Source organism: Acinetobacter sp. AC1-2 (assembly GCF_016124155.1).
In the GTDB taxonomy this organism is placed as follows: Bacteria; Pseudomonadota; Gammaproteobacteria; order Pseudomonadales; family Moraxellaceae; genus Acinetobacter; species Acinetobacter calcoaceticus.
The window spans coordinates 1247006-1266672 of the sequence record NZ_JABFFO010000001.1; the positions used below are offsets into that span (position 1 = coordinate 1247006).

The 19667-nt window shown below is 37.3% G+C and carries 19 protein-coding genes; 12 read left to right on the plus strand and 7 right to left on the minus strand.

All coding sequences use genetic code 11. From position 1 onward, the window contains the following. The first annotated feature begins 72 nt into the window (after nucleotides 1-72). From HL290_RS05740 to HL290_RS05760, 5 genes are all read left to right on the plus strand, one after another. A complete protein-coding gene (locus HL290_RS05740) occupies nucleotides 73-1158 on the plus strand; it encodes an alpha/beta fold hydrolase (RefSeq protein WP_005040948.1) in 1086 nt (361 codons plus the stop codon). A 10-nt stretch (nucleotides 1159-1168) separates the two neighbouring features. Further along, nucleotides 1169-2041 carry an NAD(P)-dependent oxidoreductase gene (locus HL290_RS05745; protein WP_198495883.1) on the plus strand — a complete coding sequence of 291 codons (873 nt, stop codon included), beginning with the start codon at nucleotides 1169-1171 and terminating at the stop codon, nucleotides 2039-2041. A 719-nt stretch (nucleotides 2042-2760) separates the two neighbouring features. Further along, a complete protein-coding gene (locus tag HL290_RS05750) occupies nucleotides 2761-3030 on the plus strand; it encodes a YARHG domain-containing protein (RefSeq protein ID WP_003651599.1) in 270 nt (89 codons plus the stop codon). A gap of 18 nt (nucleotides 3031-3048) precedes the next feature. Further along, on the plus strand, nucleotides 3049-3462 hold the full coding sequence (locus HL290_RS05755) for an HIT family protein (protein WP_198495884.1): 414 nt from the start codon (nucleotides 3049-3051) through the stop codon (nucleotides 3460-3462). Nucleotides 3463-3717: 255 nt separating this feature from the next. After that, nucleotides 3718-4824, plus strand: coding sequence for a porin (locus tag HL290_RS05760; protein ID WP_045432597.1), 1107 nt, complete (start codon nucleotides 3718-3720; stop codon nucleotides 4822-4824). A 109-nt stretch (nucleotides 4825-4933) separates the two neighbouring features. Here HL290_RS05760 and HL290_RS05765 read toward each other — a convergent pair whose 3' ends face one another. Together HL290_RS05765 and HL290_RS05770 are read right to left on the minus strand one after the other, a co-directional pair. Then, nucleotides 4934-5524 carry a YidB family protein gene (locus HL290_RS05765; RefSeq protein WP_198495885.1) on the minus strand — a complete coding sequence of 197 codons (591 nt, stop codon included), beginning with the start codon at nucleotides 5522-5524 and terminating at the stop codon, nucleotides 4934-4936. Nucleotides 5525-5623: 99 nt separating this feature from the next. Continuing rightward, nucleotides 5624-6085, minus strand: coding sequence for a DUF6231 family protein (locus HL290_RS05770; protein WP_080026988.1), 462 nt, complete (start codon nucleotides 6083-6085; stop codon nucleotides 5624-5626). A gap of 39 nt (nucleotides 6086-6124) precedes the next feature. Between HL290_RS05770 and HL290_RS05775 the strand changes: the two genes are divergently transcribed. Then, entirely contained in the window at nucleotides 6125-6994 is an 870-nt protein-coding gene (locus tag HL290_RS05775; RefSeq protein WP_198078578.1) for a DUF2797 domain-containing protein, read from the plus strand. A 44-nt stretch (nucleotides 6995-7038) separates the two neighbouring features. On the opposite strand, the gene HL290_RS05780 is transcribed toward HL290_RS05775, so the two are convergent. The 4 genes from HL290_RS05780 to HL290_RS05795 are packed head-to-tail and all read right to left on the minus strand — an operon-like array spanning nucleotide 7039 to nucleotide 12072. Next, nucleotides 7039-8157 (minus strand): ABC transporter permease, encoded by a 1119-nt coding sequence (locus tag HL290_RS05780; RefSeq protein WP_198495886.1) that lies wholly within the window; start codon nucleotides 8155-8157, stop codon nucleotides 7039-7041. A 4-nt stretch (nucleotides 8158-8161) separates the two neighbouring features. Next, nucleotides 8162-9286, minus strand: a complete 1125-nt coding sequence (locus HL290_RS05785; protein WP_198495887.1) for an ABC transporter permease — start codon at nucleotides 9284-9286, stop codon at nucleotides 8162-8164. 10 nt (nucleotides 9287-9296) lie between these two features. After that, nucleotides 9297-11060: an ATP-binding cassette domain-containing protein gene (locus HL290_RS05790; RefSeq protein WP_198495888.1), complete on the minus strand. Its 1764-nt coding sequence runs from the start codon at nucleotides 11058-11060 to the stop codon at nucleotides 9297-9299. Next, a complete protein-coding gene (locus HL290_RS05795) occupies nucleotides 11050-12072 on the minus strand; it encodes an HlyD family efflux transporter periplasmic adaptor subunit (protein ID WP_198495889.1) in 1023 nt (340 codons plus the stop codon). The genes HL290_RS05790 and HL290_RS05795 overlap by 11 nt, the downstream gene beginning before the upstream one ends. A 118-nt stretch (nucleotides 12073-12190) precedes the next feature. Between HL290_RS05795 and HL290_RS05800 the strand changes: the two genes are divergently transcribed. Continuing rightward, on the plus strand, nucleotides 12191-12838 hold the full coding sequence (locus HL290_RS05800; RefSeq protein ID WP_198495890.1) for a CerR family C-terminal domain-containing protein: 648 nt from the start codon (nucleotides 12191-12193) through the stop codon (nucleotides 12836-12838). Here HL290_RS05800 and lpxB read toward each other — a convergent pair. Further along, the gene (lpxB, locus tag HL290_RS05805; RefSeq protein WP_198495891.1) at nucleotides 12835-14010 is read right to left on the minus strand and encodes a lipid-A-disaccharide synthase; all 1176 of its coding nucleotides are present in this window, start codon (nucleotides 14008-14010) and stop codon (nucleotides 12835-12837) included. The two genes, HL290_RS05800 and lpxB, sit on opposite strands and share 4 nt — an antisense overlap. A 221-nt stretch (nucleotides 14011-14231) precedes the next feature. Between lpxB and HL290_RS05810 the strand changes: the two genes are divergently transcribed. The 5 genes from HL290_RS05810 (at nucleotide 14232) to HL290_RS05830 (ending at nucleotide 19601) form a co-directional block, all read left to right on the plus strand. Beyond that, a complete protein-coding gene (locus HL290_RS05810) occupies nucleotides 14232-16367 on the plus strand; it encodes a TonB-dependent siderophore receptor (RefSeq protein ID WP_198495892.1) in 2136 nt (711 codons plus the stop codon). Between the two features lie 66 nt (nucleotides 16368-16433). Next, complete coding sequence (locus HL290_RS05815) at nucleotides 16434-16733, plus strand: hypothetical protein (protein ID WP_026056105.1); 300 nt, start codon at nucleotides 16434-16436, stop codon at nucleotides 16731-16733. Continuing rightward, nucleotides 16726-18282, plus strand: coding sequence for a PepSY-associated TM helix domain-containing protein (locus HL290_RS05820; protein WP_198495893.1), 1557 nt, complete (start codon nucleotides 16726-16728; stop codon nucleotides 18280-18282). Before HL290_RS05815 ends, HL290_RS05820 begins: the two co-directional genes overlap by 8 nt. Continuing rightward, a complete protein-coding gene (locus HL290_RS05825; RefSeq protein WP_127491660.1) occupies nucleotides 18279-18560 on the plus strand; it encodes a DUF1634 domain-containing protein in 282 nt (93 codons plus the stop codon). The genes HL290_RS05820 and HL290_RS05825 overlap by 4 nt, the downstream gene beginning before the upstream one ends. Before the next feature lie 153 nt (nucleotides 18561-18713). Further along, nucleotides 18714-19601 (plus strand): sulfite exporter TauE/SafE family protein, encoded by an 888-nt coding sequence (locus HL290_RS05830; protein WP_198495894.1) that lies wholly within the window; start codon nucleotides 18714-18716, stop codon nucleotides 19599-19601. The last annotated feature ends 66 nt before the right edge of the window (nucleotides 19602-19667 follow it).

The window sequence follows — 19667 nt, forward strand, 5'->3', positions numbered from 1 at the left end:
TAAGGTCAAGGTAAACCTTAAAATTATCGCTTAGACTTTATTCAATCTTTAGTAAATAGTTGGTAAAGCAAGATGAAACGCTTAAAGTCCCTTGTCTCTGAACAAAGTCAAATGAAGCATCTTTCTGCCCGACTATTTCACCCAAAAACATTGGTTCTATCACAAAGCACTCCCTATGAAGTCATTGGCGAGTTCAATCAAACCCGTATTCGCTATTACGCAGCAACACAGAAAAGATTTAAAGAGCCTTTAGTATTTGTTGCCCCTCTCGCCATTAATATGGCGATATATGATTTATATCCTTATCGCTCTCTTATTAAATATTTCCAAAATGCTGGTTTTGATGTCTATTTGGTCGATTGGGGAAGTTTAAAGTTTAAAGATAGACATCTTAACTTTTTATCATTTATTGAAGATTTCATTCCTAAAGCGATAGAAATTGTCCGCACACATTCAGGAAGTGAACAAATCTCACTTCATGGATGGAGTATGGCTGGCATATTCGTCACTCTATATACTGCGCTTAACCAACCTAACTATATTAAAAACCTAATTGTTCTTGGTAGTCCAATAGATAGTTATGCATCTGGCTATATTGGCAAACTCTATCGAAACATGAATCATCTTATTGGTCGTAACAAAAAAATTCAGGACCGTATTTATTCTGGATTACCAAAACGTCTGATTCATAGTCCCGGAATTTTAAATTCATTAGGCTTTAAAATTCTTGATCCTAAAGGCTGGTTTGATGGGCATGTTCAATTGCTAAAAAATCTTGATGACCTGCAATTTGTACAAGAGCATGCAACCTTAAGTAGCTTTTTAAATAATATGATTGATTACCCAGGTGGGATTAATCAGGACATGTTGTTTAATGTCTGGCTGCAAAATCCACTAAAACGTGGCTTTATTCAATTAAAAGATAAAAAAATCGAATTAAAAAATATAGATTGCTCTCTCTTAGTTGGCGCGGGTCGTAGTGATCAGTTGGTGACTGCTGATGCTGCTTCTCCATTAAGTCAATTGACAAGCAGCCAAGATGTCACGTTTACTCTCATCCCCGGCGGTCATTTAGGCCTAATGTCGAGTCAGGCCAGTGCTCTGGAGTTTTGGCCACAACTGGCAAAATGGCTGACCGAACGTTCAACACAAATTTAAGGACAAGGTCATGAGTCAATCTGTTGCATTTATTGGTTTGGGTGCAATGGGCTACCGTATGGCAGCACATTTACCGAAACACTTCGATACTGTCTATGTATGGAATCGAAATTTCGAAAAAGCCAAACAACATGCAATAGCATATGGCACAAGGGCTGCCCCACTAGAGCAAGCGGTACAAGCAGATATTATCTTTTCATGTTTACCGACAAGCAGTGACGTAGAAGCACTTATTAATGATGTACAAATTAAATCTGGGGCAATCTGGATAGACTGTACAAGTGGAGTCCCTGACTCTGCCCGCGCATTAGCAAGCTCATTAAAACAATTGAATGTTGATTTTCTTGATGCTCCAGTAAGTGGTCAAACAATAGGTGCTGAAAATGCAACTTTGACTGTAATGGTTGGCGGTGATGTAGCAGCTTTCGAACGCGCATTACCGGCTCTACAAGCAGTAGGCAAATTAATTAAACATGTTGGTGAATCGGGCTCAGGATTTGCCGTAAAAGCCGTTAATAATATGCTACTCGCGGTCAACCTTTGGTCTGTTGCAGAAGGTTTTAGTGCTTTAAAAGCGCATGGGGTAAGCTTGAACGAAGCTTTAGAGTGTATTAACGCTTCAAGTGGTAAAAGTCTGGTAACAGAGACTATATTCCCGCAGCGTGTATTGAGTCGTGAATTTCCAGTAACCTTTGGTTTACCGCTTCTGGCCAAAGATACAGGAATTGCTTTGGATTTACTCCATCAAGCAAAGCTACCTGCGCCGCTTTTATCATTAACACAAAGTTTAATCCAAGCTGCTCATTTAACTGCTGAAGACAATAGTGACTTCTCTGCGGCAGTTAAAATGTATGAAGCATGGACCAAGATTACATTGGAATAAATTTAATCTTTTAGATGGCAGCTTATTAAAGATGCTTAATTTTAATAAGCTGCATAATGAATATTAAAAAGACTTAAAAAAAAACCCATTTCAATTTTAGAAATGGGTTACAAAAACAAAAAACTATCAAACGCAGCAATTAAGGATCACATAATAGAAGCTAAAACATGTAAAATCAATACATCTTTCAGTTGAATTGTAAACTAAGATCAATTTTGGCTTATTTATATTTTAGATATCAAAAGAAAAAGCCCATTTCCGTCTAAATTAAAATGGGCCCTGTGAATTCCACTTAATCCTAAAATACAAAAATGTGATAATTATCACGCTTTGTATTTTTATAATGTCATTGATATATTTGTTTTTCATTGACCCAATTTCAAACTTAAGCCGTCTATTTAGCAAATGAAAAGCTATAAAATCTCATCTTTTCCTACAATTTTTTATATATTATCAACCGAGCCAGAAGTATATTTTTCTCTCTTTAATAACAGTTAAAGTAAATTAAAACGAGAATCAAATTCTGGAAATATATATATAATTTTCCTTAAGTTTATGTTTTTATTTGATTTTTATAAATAGTTGATATATAAAGTTTTTATTTATATTGTGAACAAATTATCAACCAAAATGACACTTGAGTAATTAATAGTCATTGAAATCTTGGTAATAAACCTTATATTGAGTACAGGTTCATACCTTTAACTGAGGAAACGCTCATGAATAAATTTATGGTTGCAGTCTTTACTGGCATGGTGAGCATTGCTGGTTTAAATGTTCAAGCTGCAACGCCTGAGCAAGAATGTCAGAAATTGCAAGACGATTATAATTTGATTTATGCATCAAAAGGCTTTTGTTTTAAAGATCCTGATGCAAAAGAAAAATATGGTAATGAAAACTGTCACACGACAAAACCAAAGTTTTCTGACAAAGAGCAGCAACGTCTTGATGCTATTAAAGAGCGTCAGAAAGAATTGAAATGTAAATAATTTTTAAAGGAATAATACATGGCATACGATGATCAAAATATCTTCGCAAAAATTTTACGTGATGAACTTCCAGCGATAAAAATCTATGAAGATGATCAAGTTCTAGCTTTTATGGATATTATGCCTCAAGCCGATGGTCATACATTAGTTATTCCAAAAACACCTGCTGTAACGCTCCTTGATTTACCTCCAGAAGCAGCTGCATATACCATACAAATTGTTCAGAAAATTGCCAAAGCAATGGAAAAAGCCCTCAATTTAGAAGGTATTGTCTTGATGCAACTTTCTGGAGCAGCGGCAGGACAAACTGTTCCGCATGTTCATTTTCACCTTATTCCTACAAATGTGCATCAACTTGGACGCCATGCTGTAGAATTTGGAGATCAAGAAAAAATTAAAGGATTAGCTGAGAAAATTAAAGCAGCTCTTTGATTTTTAATTCATTAAAGCGGAGTTTTGACTCCGCTTTTTTTCGTCTAAAAACTATAAAAAATTAAAATAATTAATTTATTTCTAAATTTTAACCGTCATGAAACTGTCATTTATTTTTCACGCCCCTGTCACAAAGTTTGCCGATACTGCTTAGCAAGTTGGTGAGCTTTTGTAACTTTTTGTACATAAGTCAACTACAAAATAAATAGTTAACTAGGCATACGCCATTTTTAAAAACTTTTTGGAGAAATCTCAATGAAGAAATTGCTACTCGCTGCCGCAGTTGCAACTTTGAGCATAAACGCGGTGCAAGCAGCGCCAACTTTGTATGGCAAACTGAATGTTTCTATTAACCAAGTTGACAATAAAAATTTCGATGGAAAAAGTGACGTTACTGAAGTTAACTCAAACTCTTCTCGCATTGGGGTAAAAGGCGAAGAGAAATTAACTGACAAGCTATCTGCTGTTTATTTAGCTGAATGGGCAATTTCTACTGATGGTTCAGGTTCTGATACTGATCTTAGCGCTCGTAACCGTTTTATCGGTTTAAAAACTGAAGGCGTGGGTACATTAAAAGTAGGTAAGTACGACTCTTACTTTAAAACCGCTGCTGGTGGTAACCAAGACATCTTTAATGACGATACACGTTTAGATATTACCAACATCATGTACGGCGAAAACCGCTTAGACAACGTGGTTGGTTTTGAATTAGACCCTAAATTATTAGCTGGTTTAACATTCAATATCATGGCTCAAACTGGCGAAAGCACCTCAGATAGCAAACAAGGTGAAACTGGTAAAGACAGCAAAAATGATAGCTTTGACTCTGTGTCAACAGCGCTTGGTTATGAAAACAAAGACCTTGGCTTAGCAGTGGCTGCTGCTGGTGACTTCGGTATTAAAGGTAAATATGCTGCTTACGGTCTGAAAGATGTTTATACAGATGCTTACCGTGTAACGGGTTCTTATGACATCGCAAAATCAGGCTTTGTTGTAGGTGCTTTATGGCAACATGCTGAACCTACTGATGACTTGACTGCATATGGTCAAACATATAAATCAGATGGTGCAGTTGACAAAGCTGGTAAAGCATACCGCGGTTTAGAAGAAGAAGCTTATGCTGTTACAGCGGCGTATAAAATTCCTAATACTAAACTTAAAGTGAAAGCTGAATACGCTTCTGCTGAAACACAAGTAAGTGGTCAAGCAGATCGTAAAATTGACTTGTATGGTTTAGGTCTTGATTACCAAATCAACAAGCAAGCTCGCTTCTACGGTATCGTTGCTCAACAAAAACGCGACTGGTTGAATGATGACGACAAGCAAACAGTTGTAGGTACAGGTATCGAATATAACTTCTAATTAGTTATCTTAGATTCAAATCTAAAATAAAAGGGCGTTAGCCCTTTTATTTTATTGTGCAGATTAAAAAAGCCGATATAAAAATATCGGCTTTTTTTAACTTTGTAGCTTACTTTAAGAAACCACTCACAAGATTCATCACATTTTGGATGTCCTTATTTGCTTCTTGATGGTCTGTACTGTCACCCTGAGGTGTTAATGAGTCAATGACTTGAGGTAAGACTGACGCAATTGCACCGTAAACTTGCTCTTTTGGAGCTTGAGCTTGCGCAGCAACCTGCTCAATGTCAGCTGGATTAAATAAACTCTGCAATTGTTGAGTAGGAACTTCGCTATTACTTTGATTTGGATCAACCCAGCTTTGAACTTGGTTACCTAAACCCGCACCTTTTAACTTTTCTAAAGCAGCCTGCAAACCACCTTGTTGCTGAACCCAACCTAAAATTAAAGGCACCACTGCAATTAATAAACTTTGTACACCACCACCTGCTTGAGGTACATTATTATTGCCAGTCACTTGACCCAATACAGAACCTAATACTCCACCAAGGCCCCCTTGAGCGCCAGAAGAAGTATTACCCCCCATTTGTCCAAGTACTGAACCTAAAATTCCGCCCAAACCGCCTTGACCTGATGCTTGCTGGTTCCCACCTAAAGCCTGCTGAGCCAAAACTTCAACAATGCTGCTTAAATTTGTCATGTGTAACTCTTATGTATGGTTTATACATGAGCATACGCGGATTCTTATTCAGACAGCAAAAGCCAAATTGTTAAATTTTGAAAGAGATTTAATGCTCTTTTACCAACGGAATTTATTCCAGTTTTCTGGGTTTGCCCAAAACTTTGAATTAAACCAATCTGGAACATGTTTATAGGTCAAGATGTTAAATTGCCATAAAGCAAAGTCACTATCATGCGAAGTCTTATCAATGAGTTGAGTAAAGCCTAAAGAACGTAATAACTGTTCATCACTTCGTTTGCTCACCACAACAATTCGTTTTGCTAATAAATCTCGTAGTTTTACTAATAACTGAGATTTTTGTACTTCAGTTATGTTCTGCATTTCATCAGTATCAAATAATACAAAACCCAAATCATAACGCTGAGTAAAAGGCAGACTTAAAAGCTCAGTTACGGTAAAATAGTGCCATTGAATTGCGTGATTCTGGTCAATTTTTTGGCCAATACAAAGTGCAGTATGAATGGGCTGTTCTTTTGATAAATCGTCTAGCATAGAAGCGATGACATTTTGTTCAGCCATGACTGCAACCCTTAATTGAAAGATGTGAGTTTAAACTTTATGGAACTACAAGGCATTTGCCATAAAATGCATGCAGGCCTAAAAGATGCTAGTGTAACTGATCAACAGACAACCAAGGCAAATGTTGAATACAAATTTGTATTAGACCGTTCAGAAATTGATCTTCCTTTTAATTTAGGACAAGAACTAGAGATCGAATGGACAGGTAATATTTACTGCACATCTTGTGGCACTAAAACACCAAAATCTTATTCTCAAGGTCACTGCTTTAAATGTTTTAAAACGAAAGCGGAATGTGACCTCTGCATTATGAAACCAGAAACATGCCATTACCACTTAGGTACATGTCGTGAAGATGACTTTGCCCACAATGTTTGTTTCCAGCCTCATATTGTTTATTTAGCAAATTCTAGCGCTTTGAAAGTTGGTATTACCCGCGTTAGTCATATGCCAGGTCGTTGGTTAGATCAAGGTGCAACTCAGGCCTTACCAATTATGAAAGTTGGATCACGTCGTTTATCTGGTCAGCTTGAAACAATGTTTGGTTCTTTAGTTGCTGACAAAACTGATTGGCGTAAACTCCTTAAGGGAGAAGCTGAACCTCTAAAACTAACTGAGCAACGTGATCAGTTAATCGAAGAGTTTGCACCTAAAATTCAAACGATTCGTGAGGAATTTAGCCAAAATCTTGAATTTAATGAAACCGTTGAATTATTAGAAGATGAGTTGCCACGTGAGTTTGTTTACCCTGTTGAGCAGTACCCTGAAAAGATTAAATCATTAAATTTGGATAAAACTCCAAAAATTCGCGGTGTATTACAGGGCATTAAAGGTCAATATTTAATTTTTGATATTGGTGTTATTAACATCCGTAAATATACAGGTTATCAACTGATTATACGTGCCTAAATAAGTTTTAAAGCCCCTAAAATGGGGCTTTTTCATTAACATGATTAAGATAATCTGTTCCTAAATAGCCAAGCAGCTAAGGGTAAAGTTACTACTCCAAGTATGATCATTGGAATAAAGTTGAATTTGACTTGTGCAAAGCTCGCACCTTCCAAATAAACCCGTTGTACCAAGTTAATTCCAAACCTTAAGGGGTTTGCGTAAGTTGCTATTTGCAGTACTTTCGGCATGTTTTCTACTGGTGTAAGTAAACCTGAAAGCAACATCAAAGGCATAATCAATAAAAATGTAAAAAGCATGGCTTGTTGCATATTTAAAGATAAGGCCGAAATTGATAGGCCCACTCCGACTACAGCCACATTAAAGCTTAATAAACCAAAATAAAGCAGCCCAATAGAGCCATTCATTGGAATTCTAAACCAGAACAAAATGATCAATAAAATAATGGTTGATTGCATCAACCCTACAAAAATTGGCGGTAAGGCTTTACCAATCATAATTTGTAATGGTGTATACGGCGTAACTAATAACTGATCGAACGTACCCTGCTCTCGTTCACGTGCTACAGATAAAGCAGATAAAAGCAATGTCTGCATCATACTTAAAGCCGCAATTAATGAAGGCATTAAGCTCCATCGAGACTCTTGATTTGGGTTGTACCATGTTCTTGTTTCAAGACTAATCGGTAAGGCTGAGTTAAATTTTTGCTGATTAAACTGACCAATAATTTTATTTAGATATGAACCAGCCACAACAGCAGTTGATGAGTTTCTGCCATCCACAATGACCTGTATAGGAGAGCTTTGGTTATTATTTAATTTGCTCTCGAAGTCTGAAGGAATCGTAATCACGACCAATGCCTGACGACTATCAATTACCTGTTTGATTTGATCTGTATATTGAAGTGTTGCAATCTGCTTAAAAATACCAGAGCCATCAAGCTTTGAGATCAGTTCATGCGAAACTTGCCCATTACTCTGATCTAAAATTGCATAATCCACACGGTTAACATCATAAGTTGCAGCATAACCAAACAAAAGTGCCTGCATGAGGGCTGGTACAAATAGAATGACTCTATTTGCAGGGTCACTAAAAATGGTCAGGAATTCCTTTTTGACTAAAAAACCTAAGTGTTTTAGCCAAGCGATTAGTTGCTGCCACATAACTTTATCTCAACCGTTTTTTTAGTGAAAAGTTCACAGCACATATCAAAACAACGATATATCCCAATAAAATACCGCATTCTTTAAACCATAACTTCCAATCATCACCTCCCATAAATAGGGTTTTAATTAAAATCATAAAATGCGTAGCTGGAAGTAACTGGCTAACAATTTGTACAACCAAGGGTAAATTTCGTGTATCGAAAACAAAACCTGAAAGCATGAGTGCAGGCATAAAACTTGCCAATAAAGCAATTTGACTCGCCTGAAACTGGCTTTGAGCAAAGCCTGATATGGTTAAACCAAGTAATAACGAAACAATTAAATATAAAAATGAAGCTGATAAAATTGAGAATAATGAACCGCGCATGGGTACTTCAAAAATAAAATACGCAGCAATAATACAGATCACGATATCAATCATGCCGACCACAACATAGGGAATGAGCTTTGCTAATACAATTTCAAATGGCCGTACAGGCGTCACAAATAAGGCCTCTAGTGTTCCCCGTTCCCTTTCACGGGCAATGAGTAACCCCGTTAAAAATGCACCGATTAAAGTCAAGATTAATACCATTAAGCCTGGGACTAAAAACCAAGTACTGTTAGCAGATTCGTTAAACCATATTCGTTGTTCAATATTAACAGCGCTTGAAGTTGCTAATATTGGACTACGGTCAACTTGTATAGACGGCGCGGTAGCCAAAGCACCTGTGACATATCCTTCCAAAGCTGTTGCTATGGTGGTAGACGTACCATTTAATAACAGTTGAGCCTTTGCGTTACCTTGTTGTGCCTGACTCGAGAAATCTGAAGGGAAATGCAAAATGGCATCAATCTCGCCATCTCGAATGGCCTGCTCTGCTTCAGGCAAATTATGAAATTGCTGACTCGTTAAATATTGCGAGCCATTTAAACCCGCTAAAACCTGATTGATCTGTGGTGAAGACTGATCAACTACAACACCAACTCGTGCTTGATTTAAGTCAAAGGAAAGTCCATAGCCAAATAGTAAAATTAAGATGATAGGTAAAACCAGACCAATCCCGAGGCTGCTTTTATCACGAATGAGCTGCTTAGTTTCTTTACGAACTAGCGCTGTCAATCGATTCCAAAATGCAAAACTCATTGTAGCCCCCCTAAACAGCATGCCTTAATGCACGTGCTTGCTCCACAATTGCTATAAAAGCCTCATTCATGTCACTAATATATCTATCTTTACTTGCTAATTCGCGTACTTGTTGGGGTGAACCTAAGGCTAACAACTTTCCTGCATCTTGTATGGCAATCCGGTCACAATATTCCGCTTCTTCCATAAAGTGCGTAGTGATAATGATGGTAATACCCTGATTTGCCAGCTCACCAATGCTGTACCAAAATGAACGCCGTGCAAGCGGGTCAATGCCACTAGTGGGTTCATCTAAAAATAAAATTTCTGGTTCAGGTAGCAATGCAGCAGCCATAGATAAACGTTGTTTATAGCCACCTGGTAAATCACCACTTTTAATATGAGTTTTTAAATCGTATTGCTGTAACGCTTTATCAATTTGTTGTTTTAGCTTTTCGCCCGATAAACCATAGGCTCCACCAAAAAATTTGAGATTCTCTAAAACAGTTAAATTACTATAAAGTGCAAATTTCTGAGAGACATAACCTACGTTAGCCCTAGCTTCAGCACGAGCTGTCCGTAAGTTTTTACCAGCAACTTCCAAATACCCACTACTTGCTGGTAACAATCCACACAGCATTCGAAATGTCGTTGTTTTCCCAGCTCCATTAGGCCCAAGTAATCCAAAGATTTCACCGCGCTGCACATCAAATGAAGTGTTAGCGACAGCAGTAAAATCTCCAAAAGTTCTAACTAAATCTTTGACCACAATGATAGGTTGGTCTGATTCCAACTCATGATTTTGCAGTGAATCAAAAGCTCGTTCAGAAATGGATATTTGTTTTCGTTGCTTTTGATTCTGTTGTAATAACATCATAAAAGCATCTTCAAGTTCAGGTTCTCGTGTATTTGCTATTAGCCCCTGAGGTAAAGCACCGGCTGATAATTCTTTCTGACGACTAATAAAACGTACTTGTTCACCTTTTAGAACAGCATCAATAATCTCTAGATGATTATCAAGTAATTGGGCTTGTACAGTCCGCGCCTTAATATTTGCAGGAGGTTCTACTTGCCATGTTTGCCCACGTGCTATTTTTTTTAATTGCTCTGGAGAGCCCTTCTTTAAAATTTTCCCCTCGTGCATGATATAAACTTGTGCACATTTTTCTGCTTCATCCATATAAGCAGTACTTATAATTACACTTAGGTTTTCTTCCTGAACAAGCTGTTCAATAATGATCCATAAGTCCCGTCTTGATAAAGGGTCTACCCCAACACTAGGCTCATCAAGCAATAGTAACTCTGGGGAACGAACTAAAGTACATGCTAGCCCTAGTTTTTGTTTCATGCCGCCAGAAAGTTGACCCGCTAAACGTTGCGTAAATTGAGCAAGGTCTGTTATTTCCAATAAACGTTTAAATCGTTGATAACGAATTTCTTTTGGAACGTCGTGTAAATCGGCATATAAATCAAGATTTTCTTGTACGCTTAAATCTTCATATAGTCCAAAACGTTGCGGCATATAGCTAATACGGTCTTGCACAGCTTGTGGATTTTTACTCACGTCAATTCCAAGTACATTTAATGAACCCGAAGTGGCTTTATATAATCCTGCCATTAATCGTAATAAAGTTGTTTTCCCCGAACCGTCTGGACCTACTAAAGCGGTAAGTTCTCCTTTATTGATTTGCATGTTTAAATGATCAATTGCAGTAATATCTGCTGCCTTTTTACTCTCAGCTTTAAAAATCATGACCAAATCATGCACATAAACCACTGTATTTTCATCGGTCATGGGCATTCTCACTTGAAGCAAGTGGAACTTTCACAGTAACTGGTTGCCCCATTTTTAATTGATCATTCGGATCATTTACATACACTCGGACTTCATAAACCAGTGTTGTTCTAATCTCTTCGGTCTGCACTGTTTTAGGGGTGAACTCTGCAACTGAAGATATATAACCAATTTTTCCATGAATAGGTTGATTAGGATAAGAATTACGAATGACTTGGGCAGTATCTCCCATCTTAATGGAACTCAGATCTTGTTCATTGACATATACACGCACCCATTTCGGATCAGTCAGTGCCAATGTATAAACGGCCTTTTGAGCAGTTGTCATATCGCCAATTTCTTGTAGACGTGCTCGGACCACTGCTTTTACAGGAGATTTTAGTTCAGTCTGGGTAAGGTTATAATTAATTAAATCTAAATTAGCCTGAGCGACTTCATATTGTGCTTTGGTCGCTTCACGATCTTCTTGTCTAGCGCCTTTAATTAGTAATTCTAAATTGGCCTGTCTTTCCCGCACCACTGCTTGAGCACTTTGCTGATTACTTTTGGCATAGTCCAACTCTTGTTGGCTAATTGCCCGACCATCTGTGCTACTCACCAAAATTTGTAACCGTTGTAAGTTTTTATCCGTTTTATCTAACTCTGCTTGAGCAGAAGCCAATTGTGCTTTTGCTTGGGTAATTTCTTCAGGACGAGCTCCGACCTCTTGTTTAATAATTGCCTCTTGTTGCGCTTTGAGCTGTGCTTGCGCCTGCTTTGCCTGAATTTGTAATGCATTGGTATTAAGAGTAGCAAGTAACTGGCCTGCTTGAACTTTATCACCCTCTTGGACCATGAGTTTTTGAATACGGCCAGACTGTTCAAATGCAAGCGAAACTTGGCGAATATCAACATTTCCATGCAAAGTTAAAAAACTATCTGATTGTTCTTTATCATTATATTTCCAAGCCCAAAAGCCGATTAGAGCCACAGCTATAATAACCAAAACACCGGCAATCACTTTTTTATTCATCTTATTGGCCTTTTTATTAAATTCAAATTTTCGTAGTTTAAATTCAATTTAAATTTAAATTACCTTACTCTTTGAATAAAAGATATACTTTTATGGTGAATTAAAATTAGGTTTAAACATGTCCAGATCTAGACGAAGTGATGGTGATTTAACCAAGTCTAAAATTATTGAGGCTGCGGGACCTTTGATAGCCCAATATGGTTTTGCAAAGACAGCAAACAAAGCAATTGCCAAAGCAGCAAATGTCGATTTAGCTGCGATTAATTATCACTTTGATGGTCGAGATGGTTTATATCAAGCAGTTTTATTGGAAGCTCACGCACACTATCTGGATGAAAACTACCTGCTAAAACTTGTTGAAAGCACTCACTCTCCAGAAGAAAAATTAAACTTATTACTTGAGACTTTATTGCATAAATTAACTGAAAAAGATGTCTGGCATGGCAAAGTCTTTATTCGTGAACTGTTTTCACCTTCAGAGCATTTATTAAGTTTTATTGAATTTGCAGGAATGCGAAAATTTTTTCTTATTCGTAAGTTGATTAGCCAAGCGGCTGGTTTAGATGAAAATGAACCGGCTGTTTTACCCTGCATTTTAAGTGTTATGACACCCTGCATGATGCTCATTATTGCCGGACCGAATGCTCAAGCACCCGAGCCTCTTAAGAATATAGCCCAGATGCCATTACACGATTTAGTTGAACATTTTAAGAAATTTTCATTGGCTGGCTTAAAAGCAATTAGCCAATCAAATCTTAAAAATTAGCTATCCAAACATTGCAAAATTGCCTGTACCGGATCTTCTGTATTTCCAGAAATAAGCTGTTTATGCATGGTTAAATGTTGCATCACTTGAATTTGAGCTGTTTCAACATTCATCAGTTTTTCTATTTCAGCTGCTAAATTTTCTGGTGTTGCATCTGCCTGAATCAGCTCTTCAATGACTTTCTTACCAGCAATAATATTTGGCAAAGAGTAGTAAGGAATTTTGACCAAAAACTTAGCAATTAAATAAGTTAACCAATGCAACTTATAAAAAGTAACCATAGGTCTATGCATTAACATTGCTTCTAATGTCGCTGTTCCAGAAGCTAAAGCAATGATGTCACTTGCATTCATGACCATACGACCAACTTTTGATTCAGTGTCTGTATTTTCTAAAATATGAATTGCAGCTTTTAAATGAGGTGCTAATTGTTCAACACCCTGCTCAATCTGTTGTTTACGTGCATCGTTAATTGCGGGAATCAAAAATTGAATATCTGGATATTTGGTATGCAAAATATTGGCAGCGCCCAGCAACATAGGTAAAAGTCGCTCTACTTCACCTTTTCGGCTACCTGGCAACAAAGCAATATGTTTTTGATTTTCATCAATACCTAATTGTTGTTTAGCAATTTGAATTGGATTTTCAAGTGGTAATTGTTTAGCCAATGGATGACCTACAAATGCCGCCGGAACTTCATATCGCTCATAGAAGACTTTTTCAAAAGGAAATAAACAAAGAACTAGATCTATACTCTGTTTAATGCCATGAACACGCCCCTGACGCCATGCCCAAACTGATGGACTCACATATTGGACTGTTTTTATTGGAAGATTCTTTTCTTTAATACTTTTTGAAAGTCTGAGGTTAAAGTCTGGTGCATCAATACCAATAAAAATATCAACGGGATGCTCAGTCCATTGGTTAATTAAGCCATCACGTACCGCAAATAGTTTTTTTAAGTCTTTTAATACCTCAACAATCCCCATTACCGACAAAGTTTCCATCGGGTAATAGCTTTTAAAACCTTCAGCAATCATTTGAGGTCCACCTATTCCCTCAAATTCAGCATCGATTCCCTGCTCACGAAAACTACGCATGAGCTTAACACCAAGCGTATCTCCTGAAACTTCCCCAACTACAATGCCTATTTTAAGTTTTCGGTTTGCCAAGGCGATTTACCCAAGAATTTGAAATAATGCATTCTAGCATAGAGGTTTATCAATCTTGAACTTGATCGATACGTACTCACGAAAAGTAGCCAATGGGCTTGGCTATCTAAAATTACATTCACTTACTATCTTTTAATCTAAATTAACAATGCAATTTGAATTGTAGCTTACATTTACAAACAATAAAATAAATGAGAATTATTTACATTATCTTTACTCTTATGAATATCCCACCTCGACCATTTAAGCTTACCGTAATCGCCTGCGCGATTTGTTATGCGAACCTCTCTTATGCTCAAGACTCAGAGGTACAAGCTTTACAGACCATTCAAGTTAAAGCCACAAGTGCTGAGCAGTCTTCTGAACAGACCAAAGCATACAATGTTAAAAACTCAAGTAGTGCAACCAAACTTAATATTGAGGCTAAAGAAACTCCTCAAACTATTAACGTAGTTACTCGTCAGCAAATTGAAGATTTCGGACTTACCAGTACGAGAGATGTTCTAAAAAATACTCCAGGAGTAACTGTAAGCAATCAGGAAACCGAACGTACTTCGTACATGGCTCGTGGTTTTGAGATTTCAAATATTTTGACTGACGGCGTAGGCTTTCCCCTCTCAGGTTATAACTACAACAACACTAACCCTGATACCTACTTTTACGATCGTGTAGAAATAGTTAAAGGTGCAGATTCTTTAACTAACGCATTTGGTGATCCAAGTGCAACGATCAACAATATTCGTAAGCGACCAACTCAAGAGTTCCAAGCTAGTGGTGGTTTGAGTTATGGTTCTTGGGATACTCAACGTTATGAAGCTGACGTATCAGGCTCAATTACCCCTAGTGGAAAAGTACGTGGCCGTATCATGGGCTATGAGCAAACGGGTGATTCTTACATTGACCGATATTCTTCAGAAAAAAATGGTTTCGCAGGTATTATTGAAGCTGACTTAACAGATACTACTTTACTCACCGCAGGCTATAGCCAAGAACAAAATAAACCGAATGCGAATAACTGGGGTGCTCTGCCCTTACTCGATGCAAATGGCAAGCAAATTTCGTACGACCGCTCATATAATCCAAACCCTGATTGGGCACACTGGGATAATGAAACACAAAATGCTTTTGTCGAATTAAAGCAAAAAATTAATGAGCAATGGGCAGCGAAGCTAACCTATAACTATCTTGATACTAAGCATAATAGTCGCCTCCTTTACTATTATGGTTATCCAAAAGCTGATGGTTCAGGCGTATCTTTAACACCTTGGGGAGGTCAAGAACATCAAGAGAAACATGCAGTAGATTTTAACCTCGAAGGAACCTATAAACTCTTTAACAGAGAACATGAAGCAACTCTCGGTTATAGCTATGTGCGTAGTCGTCAGCAAGATAAACAATCTACAGGAACGATTAACGATAGTAATGTTATCAATTCGACAACTACAGACTGGGCAAGCTGGACACCTCAATCTATAACTTGGTCAGATTTCACAGAAGCGGCTAACTATACGCAAAACATTGACTCGATCTATGCCGCGACGCGCTTACACCTCAATGAAGATTTAAAACTTTTACTTGGCGCAAACTATGTCAGAGCTGAGAGTAAAGGCGAAAGCTATGGCTCACCAATGTCATATAGCGAAAGTAAAGTCTCACCCTATGTTGGACTCACCTATAACTTTACACCTGAATATACAGGTTATATGAGTTATACCTCTATTTTCCGCCCGCAAACCGGTATTGATAAAGACACGAATCAGGCTTTAAAACCTATTGACGGTAAAAGCTATGAAATGGGCTTAAAAAGCTCATGGCTAGATGACCGTTTAACAGGCACACTTTCAGTCTTTAAAACTGAGCAGAATAATTATCCATTACGTAACTCTGATGGAAATCCCCTTAACAGAAAAGTACCAACCAGTGATTTAGAGTCACAAGGTGTAGAAGTCGGCCTATCAGGTCAAATCACAGATAATGTGAATCTTTCTTTCGGCTACGCTCAATTTAGTATTAAAGATATTAAGAATGGTGGTGAGGCAAGAACTTATAATCCGAACCAGACACTTAATTTGCTAACGACCTATACGCCGTCAGTTTTACCTAAGCTGAAAGTTGGGGCAGGCTTACAATGGCAAGATGGTGTAAAGCTATATGACTCAACTGCAAACAGTACTATCACACAAGATGCTTATGCCTTAGTCAACTTAATGGCGAGCTATGAAGTAAATAAACATATTACGCTTCAAGCAAATGGTAATAACATTTTCGATAAGAAGTATCTATATAGCTTCCCTGATGGCCAAGGATTTTATGGTCCTTCTGCCAACTATACAGTTGCTGTAAAGTTTAAATATTAATATCGTAGCCAATCCCAATTTAGGGATTGGCTTTTCTTATTATTCTTTGTTTATGTGTCATTAAAGATGTCCAAAACTGTAAATCTCCCTGTGTCATATCGCATAAAAGTTTTCTATCGATTCTTGCTGGTTTTCGGTATGGGTTTTGCCTGTATGGCGTATTTAAGTCTTGGACTCACTGGAATTCTCCTTTTGACCCTCGACAAAGCTGAAGCCATATATCTCGCAGCATTTATAGCAATTCTATTTTATGTATTGTTCGTAATTATAGGTTTTTGCATTCAATCACTTTTGAAACTCACTGGGCTATCAGTCGTTCTATGTGCCCTTTTCTTTTTTGCAACGCGTATGGTGGGTTATGCATAAAGGTATACGCCAATCCATGGCATGGCTACACTCATGGACTGGCTTAATTTTTGGATGGCTCGTATTTGCCATTTTCTTAATGGGAAGTTTGTCTTATTACCGCCACGAAATTAATTTATGGATGCAGCCTCCACTTGCGCAATATGAAGTAAAGCAAGATATTGCTATTAAAACAGCCTATCAATACTTACAAGACCATGCTCCAGATGCCAAATCTTGGTATTTAAATGTTGCAACACCTAAGAGTCCGGTAAACACCATGTATTGGGAAAAACCAGACGGCGGTTATGGAAATGCAACTCTGGATGCAAACACAGGCCAAGAGCTTAAACTTTCGGCAACGCTAGGCGGCGATTTTTTTTACCGATTCCACTACCAACTGTTTGGTATTCCAATATTCATCGGACGATTATTAGTTTGTATCGCGGCATTTATTATGTTGATTGCCTTAGTTTCAGGCATCATTACCCATAAAAAAATATTCACCGACTTTTTTACTTTGCGTACATTTAAGTCTCAGCGTTCATGGTTAGACTTTCATAATATTTCTTCGGTGATTGCCCTGCCTTTCTTCTTAACGATTACATTTACAGGCTTAGCTATTTTCTTTTATTTATATCTGCCTTGGGGAATGCAAAAGCTCTATCCTGAAAATCCATATCAATATTTTACCGAAATACGTACAAAGACTGTGCTTGAAAACCAATCGATACAGCCTGCTCAGAACTTATCTATCGAAAAGTTATTAAGCCAAGTGCAACAACGTTGGGGAAATCAAACTTTATCGATAATTAGTGTAAAAAATCCAAATACCAATCAGGCGCAAATTACCTTTATTCAAAATGAAGATCATTCAATTACCCGTAATCAGGCTCAAATTACATTGAATGCTTCAACAGGCAAAGTCTTAGAAGACACACGTAATAATAGTGCTATTGCAACGCTGAATGCGGGAGTTTACGGTCTACACATGGCAACATTTGCCCAACCTTTACTTCGCTTAGGTTTGTTCTTTTCTGGGATTTTAGGTTGTGTCATGATTGCCTCTGGTTTGTTACTCTGGAGCCTTAAACGGCAAATTCAAAATAAAAATAGTAAATTTCACTTTGGACACTATTTAGTTGACCGTTTAAATGTCGCAACTTTTGTAGGATTGCCGTGTGCAACTATTGCCTATTTAAGTGCGAATCGATTATTTACAGTCACTTCAACCACGATCAATTATGAAATTTATAGCTTTTTCTTGGTCTGGCTAATCAGCTTAATCATTGCTTTAGTCACTAAAAAACAATATTTATGGCGAACTCAACTTAGTATTTTTATTCTGCTTTGTATCGTGCTTCCTATCTTAAATTTAATTTATTTGCTTCAACATGACTATATTCAGAGCTTAAGCAATTATTGGGTCTTTGCACGTATAGATGTATTTTTGTGGATATTTGCAGGCTTAGCGATTTTTGTATTCTGCAAAATTCAACCTATTCAGCATAAAGCTGTAGAAAAAATTCAAAAGAAGCTGAGTAAATTAAATACTGAGGTGAGCTCATGATCTTTATAGCTTTCATCTTAATTTTATTAGGAATGTATTTGTTATTTATGGCGAGTGAAAAATATCGATCACCAAAATCAACAGGCCATTTCAAATCATTAGCTCAAAAATATTACCAGCACTTTAAGATAGCTGCATTCATATTGTTTGTTTTATGTGCATATATTCTGATTCGACATTATAATTTTTCAATTGGTTTTGTCAGTTGGTGGATATTTGCAACCCCGTTAACTTTTGGCCTAATACTTCTACTTAACCCGTTAAAACCATCAAAATAATCTTAGATCCTAATAATTTGATGAAAAATAGCTCAAGCTAAGCAATATTTTGATTGCTTAGCTTTTTTTTGCATAAGTAAATCATTATTCATGACAACTGTTTATCTCTAAAAGGAATAAGATATGGGCGTTTCGTGATAAGTGGCGATAAAGATGTCTGGTGCTTTTGAATTTATCTTAGCGGGTATGTTAGTTGGTTTCTGTGTAGGGATTACAGGAGTTGGTGGTGGATCATTAATGACACCAATTTTAATTAGTCTTTTTAGAATTGAACCGCATATCGCAATTGGTACCGATTTACTTTATGCCGCAATTTCAAAGTTCTGTGGATCAATGGTTCATGCCAGAAAACTCAATATTGTCTGGCCTATTGTTTTATGGCTTGCAGTGGGTAGTATTCCAGCATCTTTCGTTACCTCATGGGTACTTGAACATTATTTAAGTCAGTCAACTCACTATAAAGCTGTGTTAACCATGGTTTTAGGTTTTATGCTAACACTGACTGGTGTTTCAATTATCTTTCGTTCTCGTATTGAAAAATTCTTCAATAAATTCAGAAATAAAGAAGTAACCCAAACAGAAAATGAGCAATTGGCTATTCACCATAAACGCCTCTACATCATTATTATGGGTATTATTTTAGGCGTATTCGTAACGCTTTCATCTGTCGGCGCTGGTGCATTTGGCATTATGGCACTCGTGATCATGTTCCCTAACTTGCCAATGATTCGAATTATTGGTTCAGATGTGGTACATGCGGTATTGCTTACATTAGTGGCCGGCCTTGGACACATGAGTGCTGGTAACGTCGACTTTACGCTTCTTATGTGGTTATTGGTGGGTTCAATTCCAGCAATTATTGTAGGTACGCTCATTAGTTCCCGCATGCCTGAACGTTTAATCCGAAAAATTTTAGGGATTACCCTATTTGCTCTCGGTGTTAATTTTATGGTTAACCCGGTCAAAGCAAAACCAAAAGCCCCTGTGGTACAACAACAAGCAGTGATTGCTGAAAAAACAAGCAATCCAACTGAAAGATAGCAAAATCAATAAGATTTTTCCAAACTGAAATACCATGAGATGTAGGATTTTCATAATTATTTCATG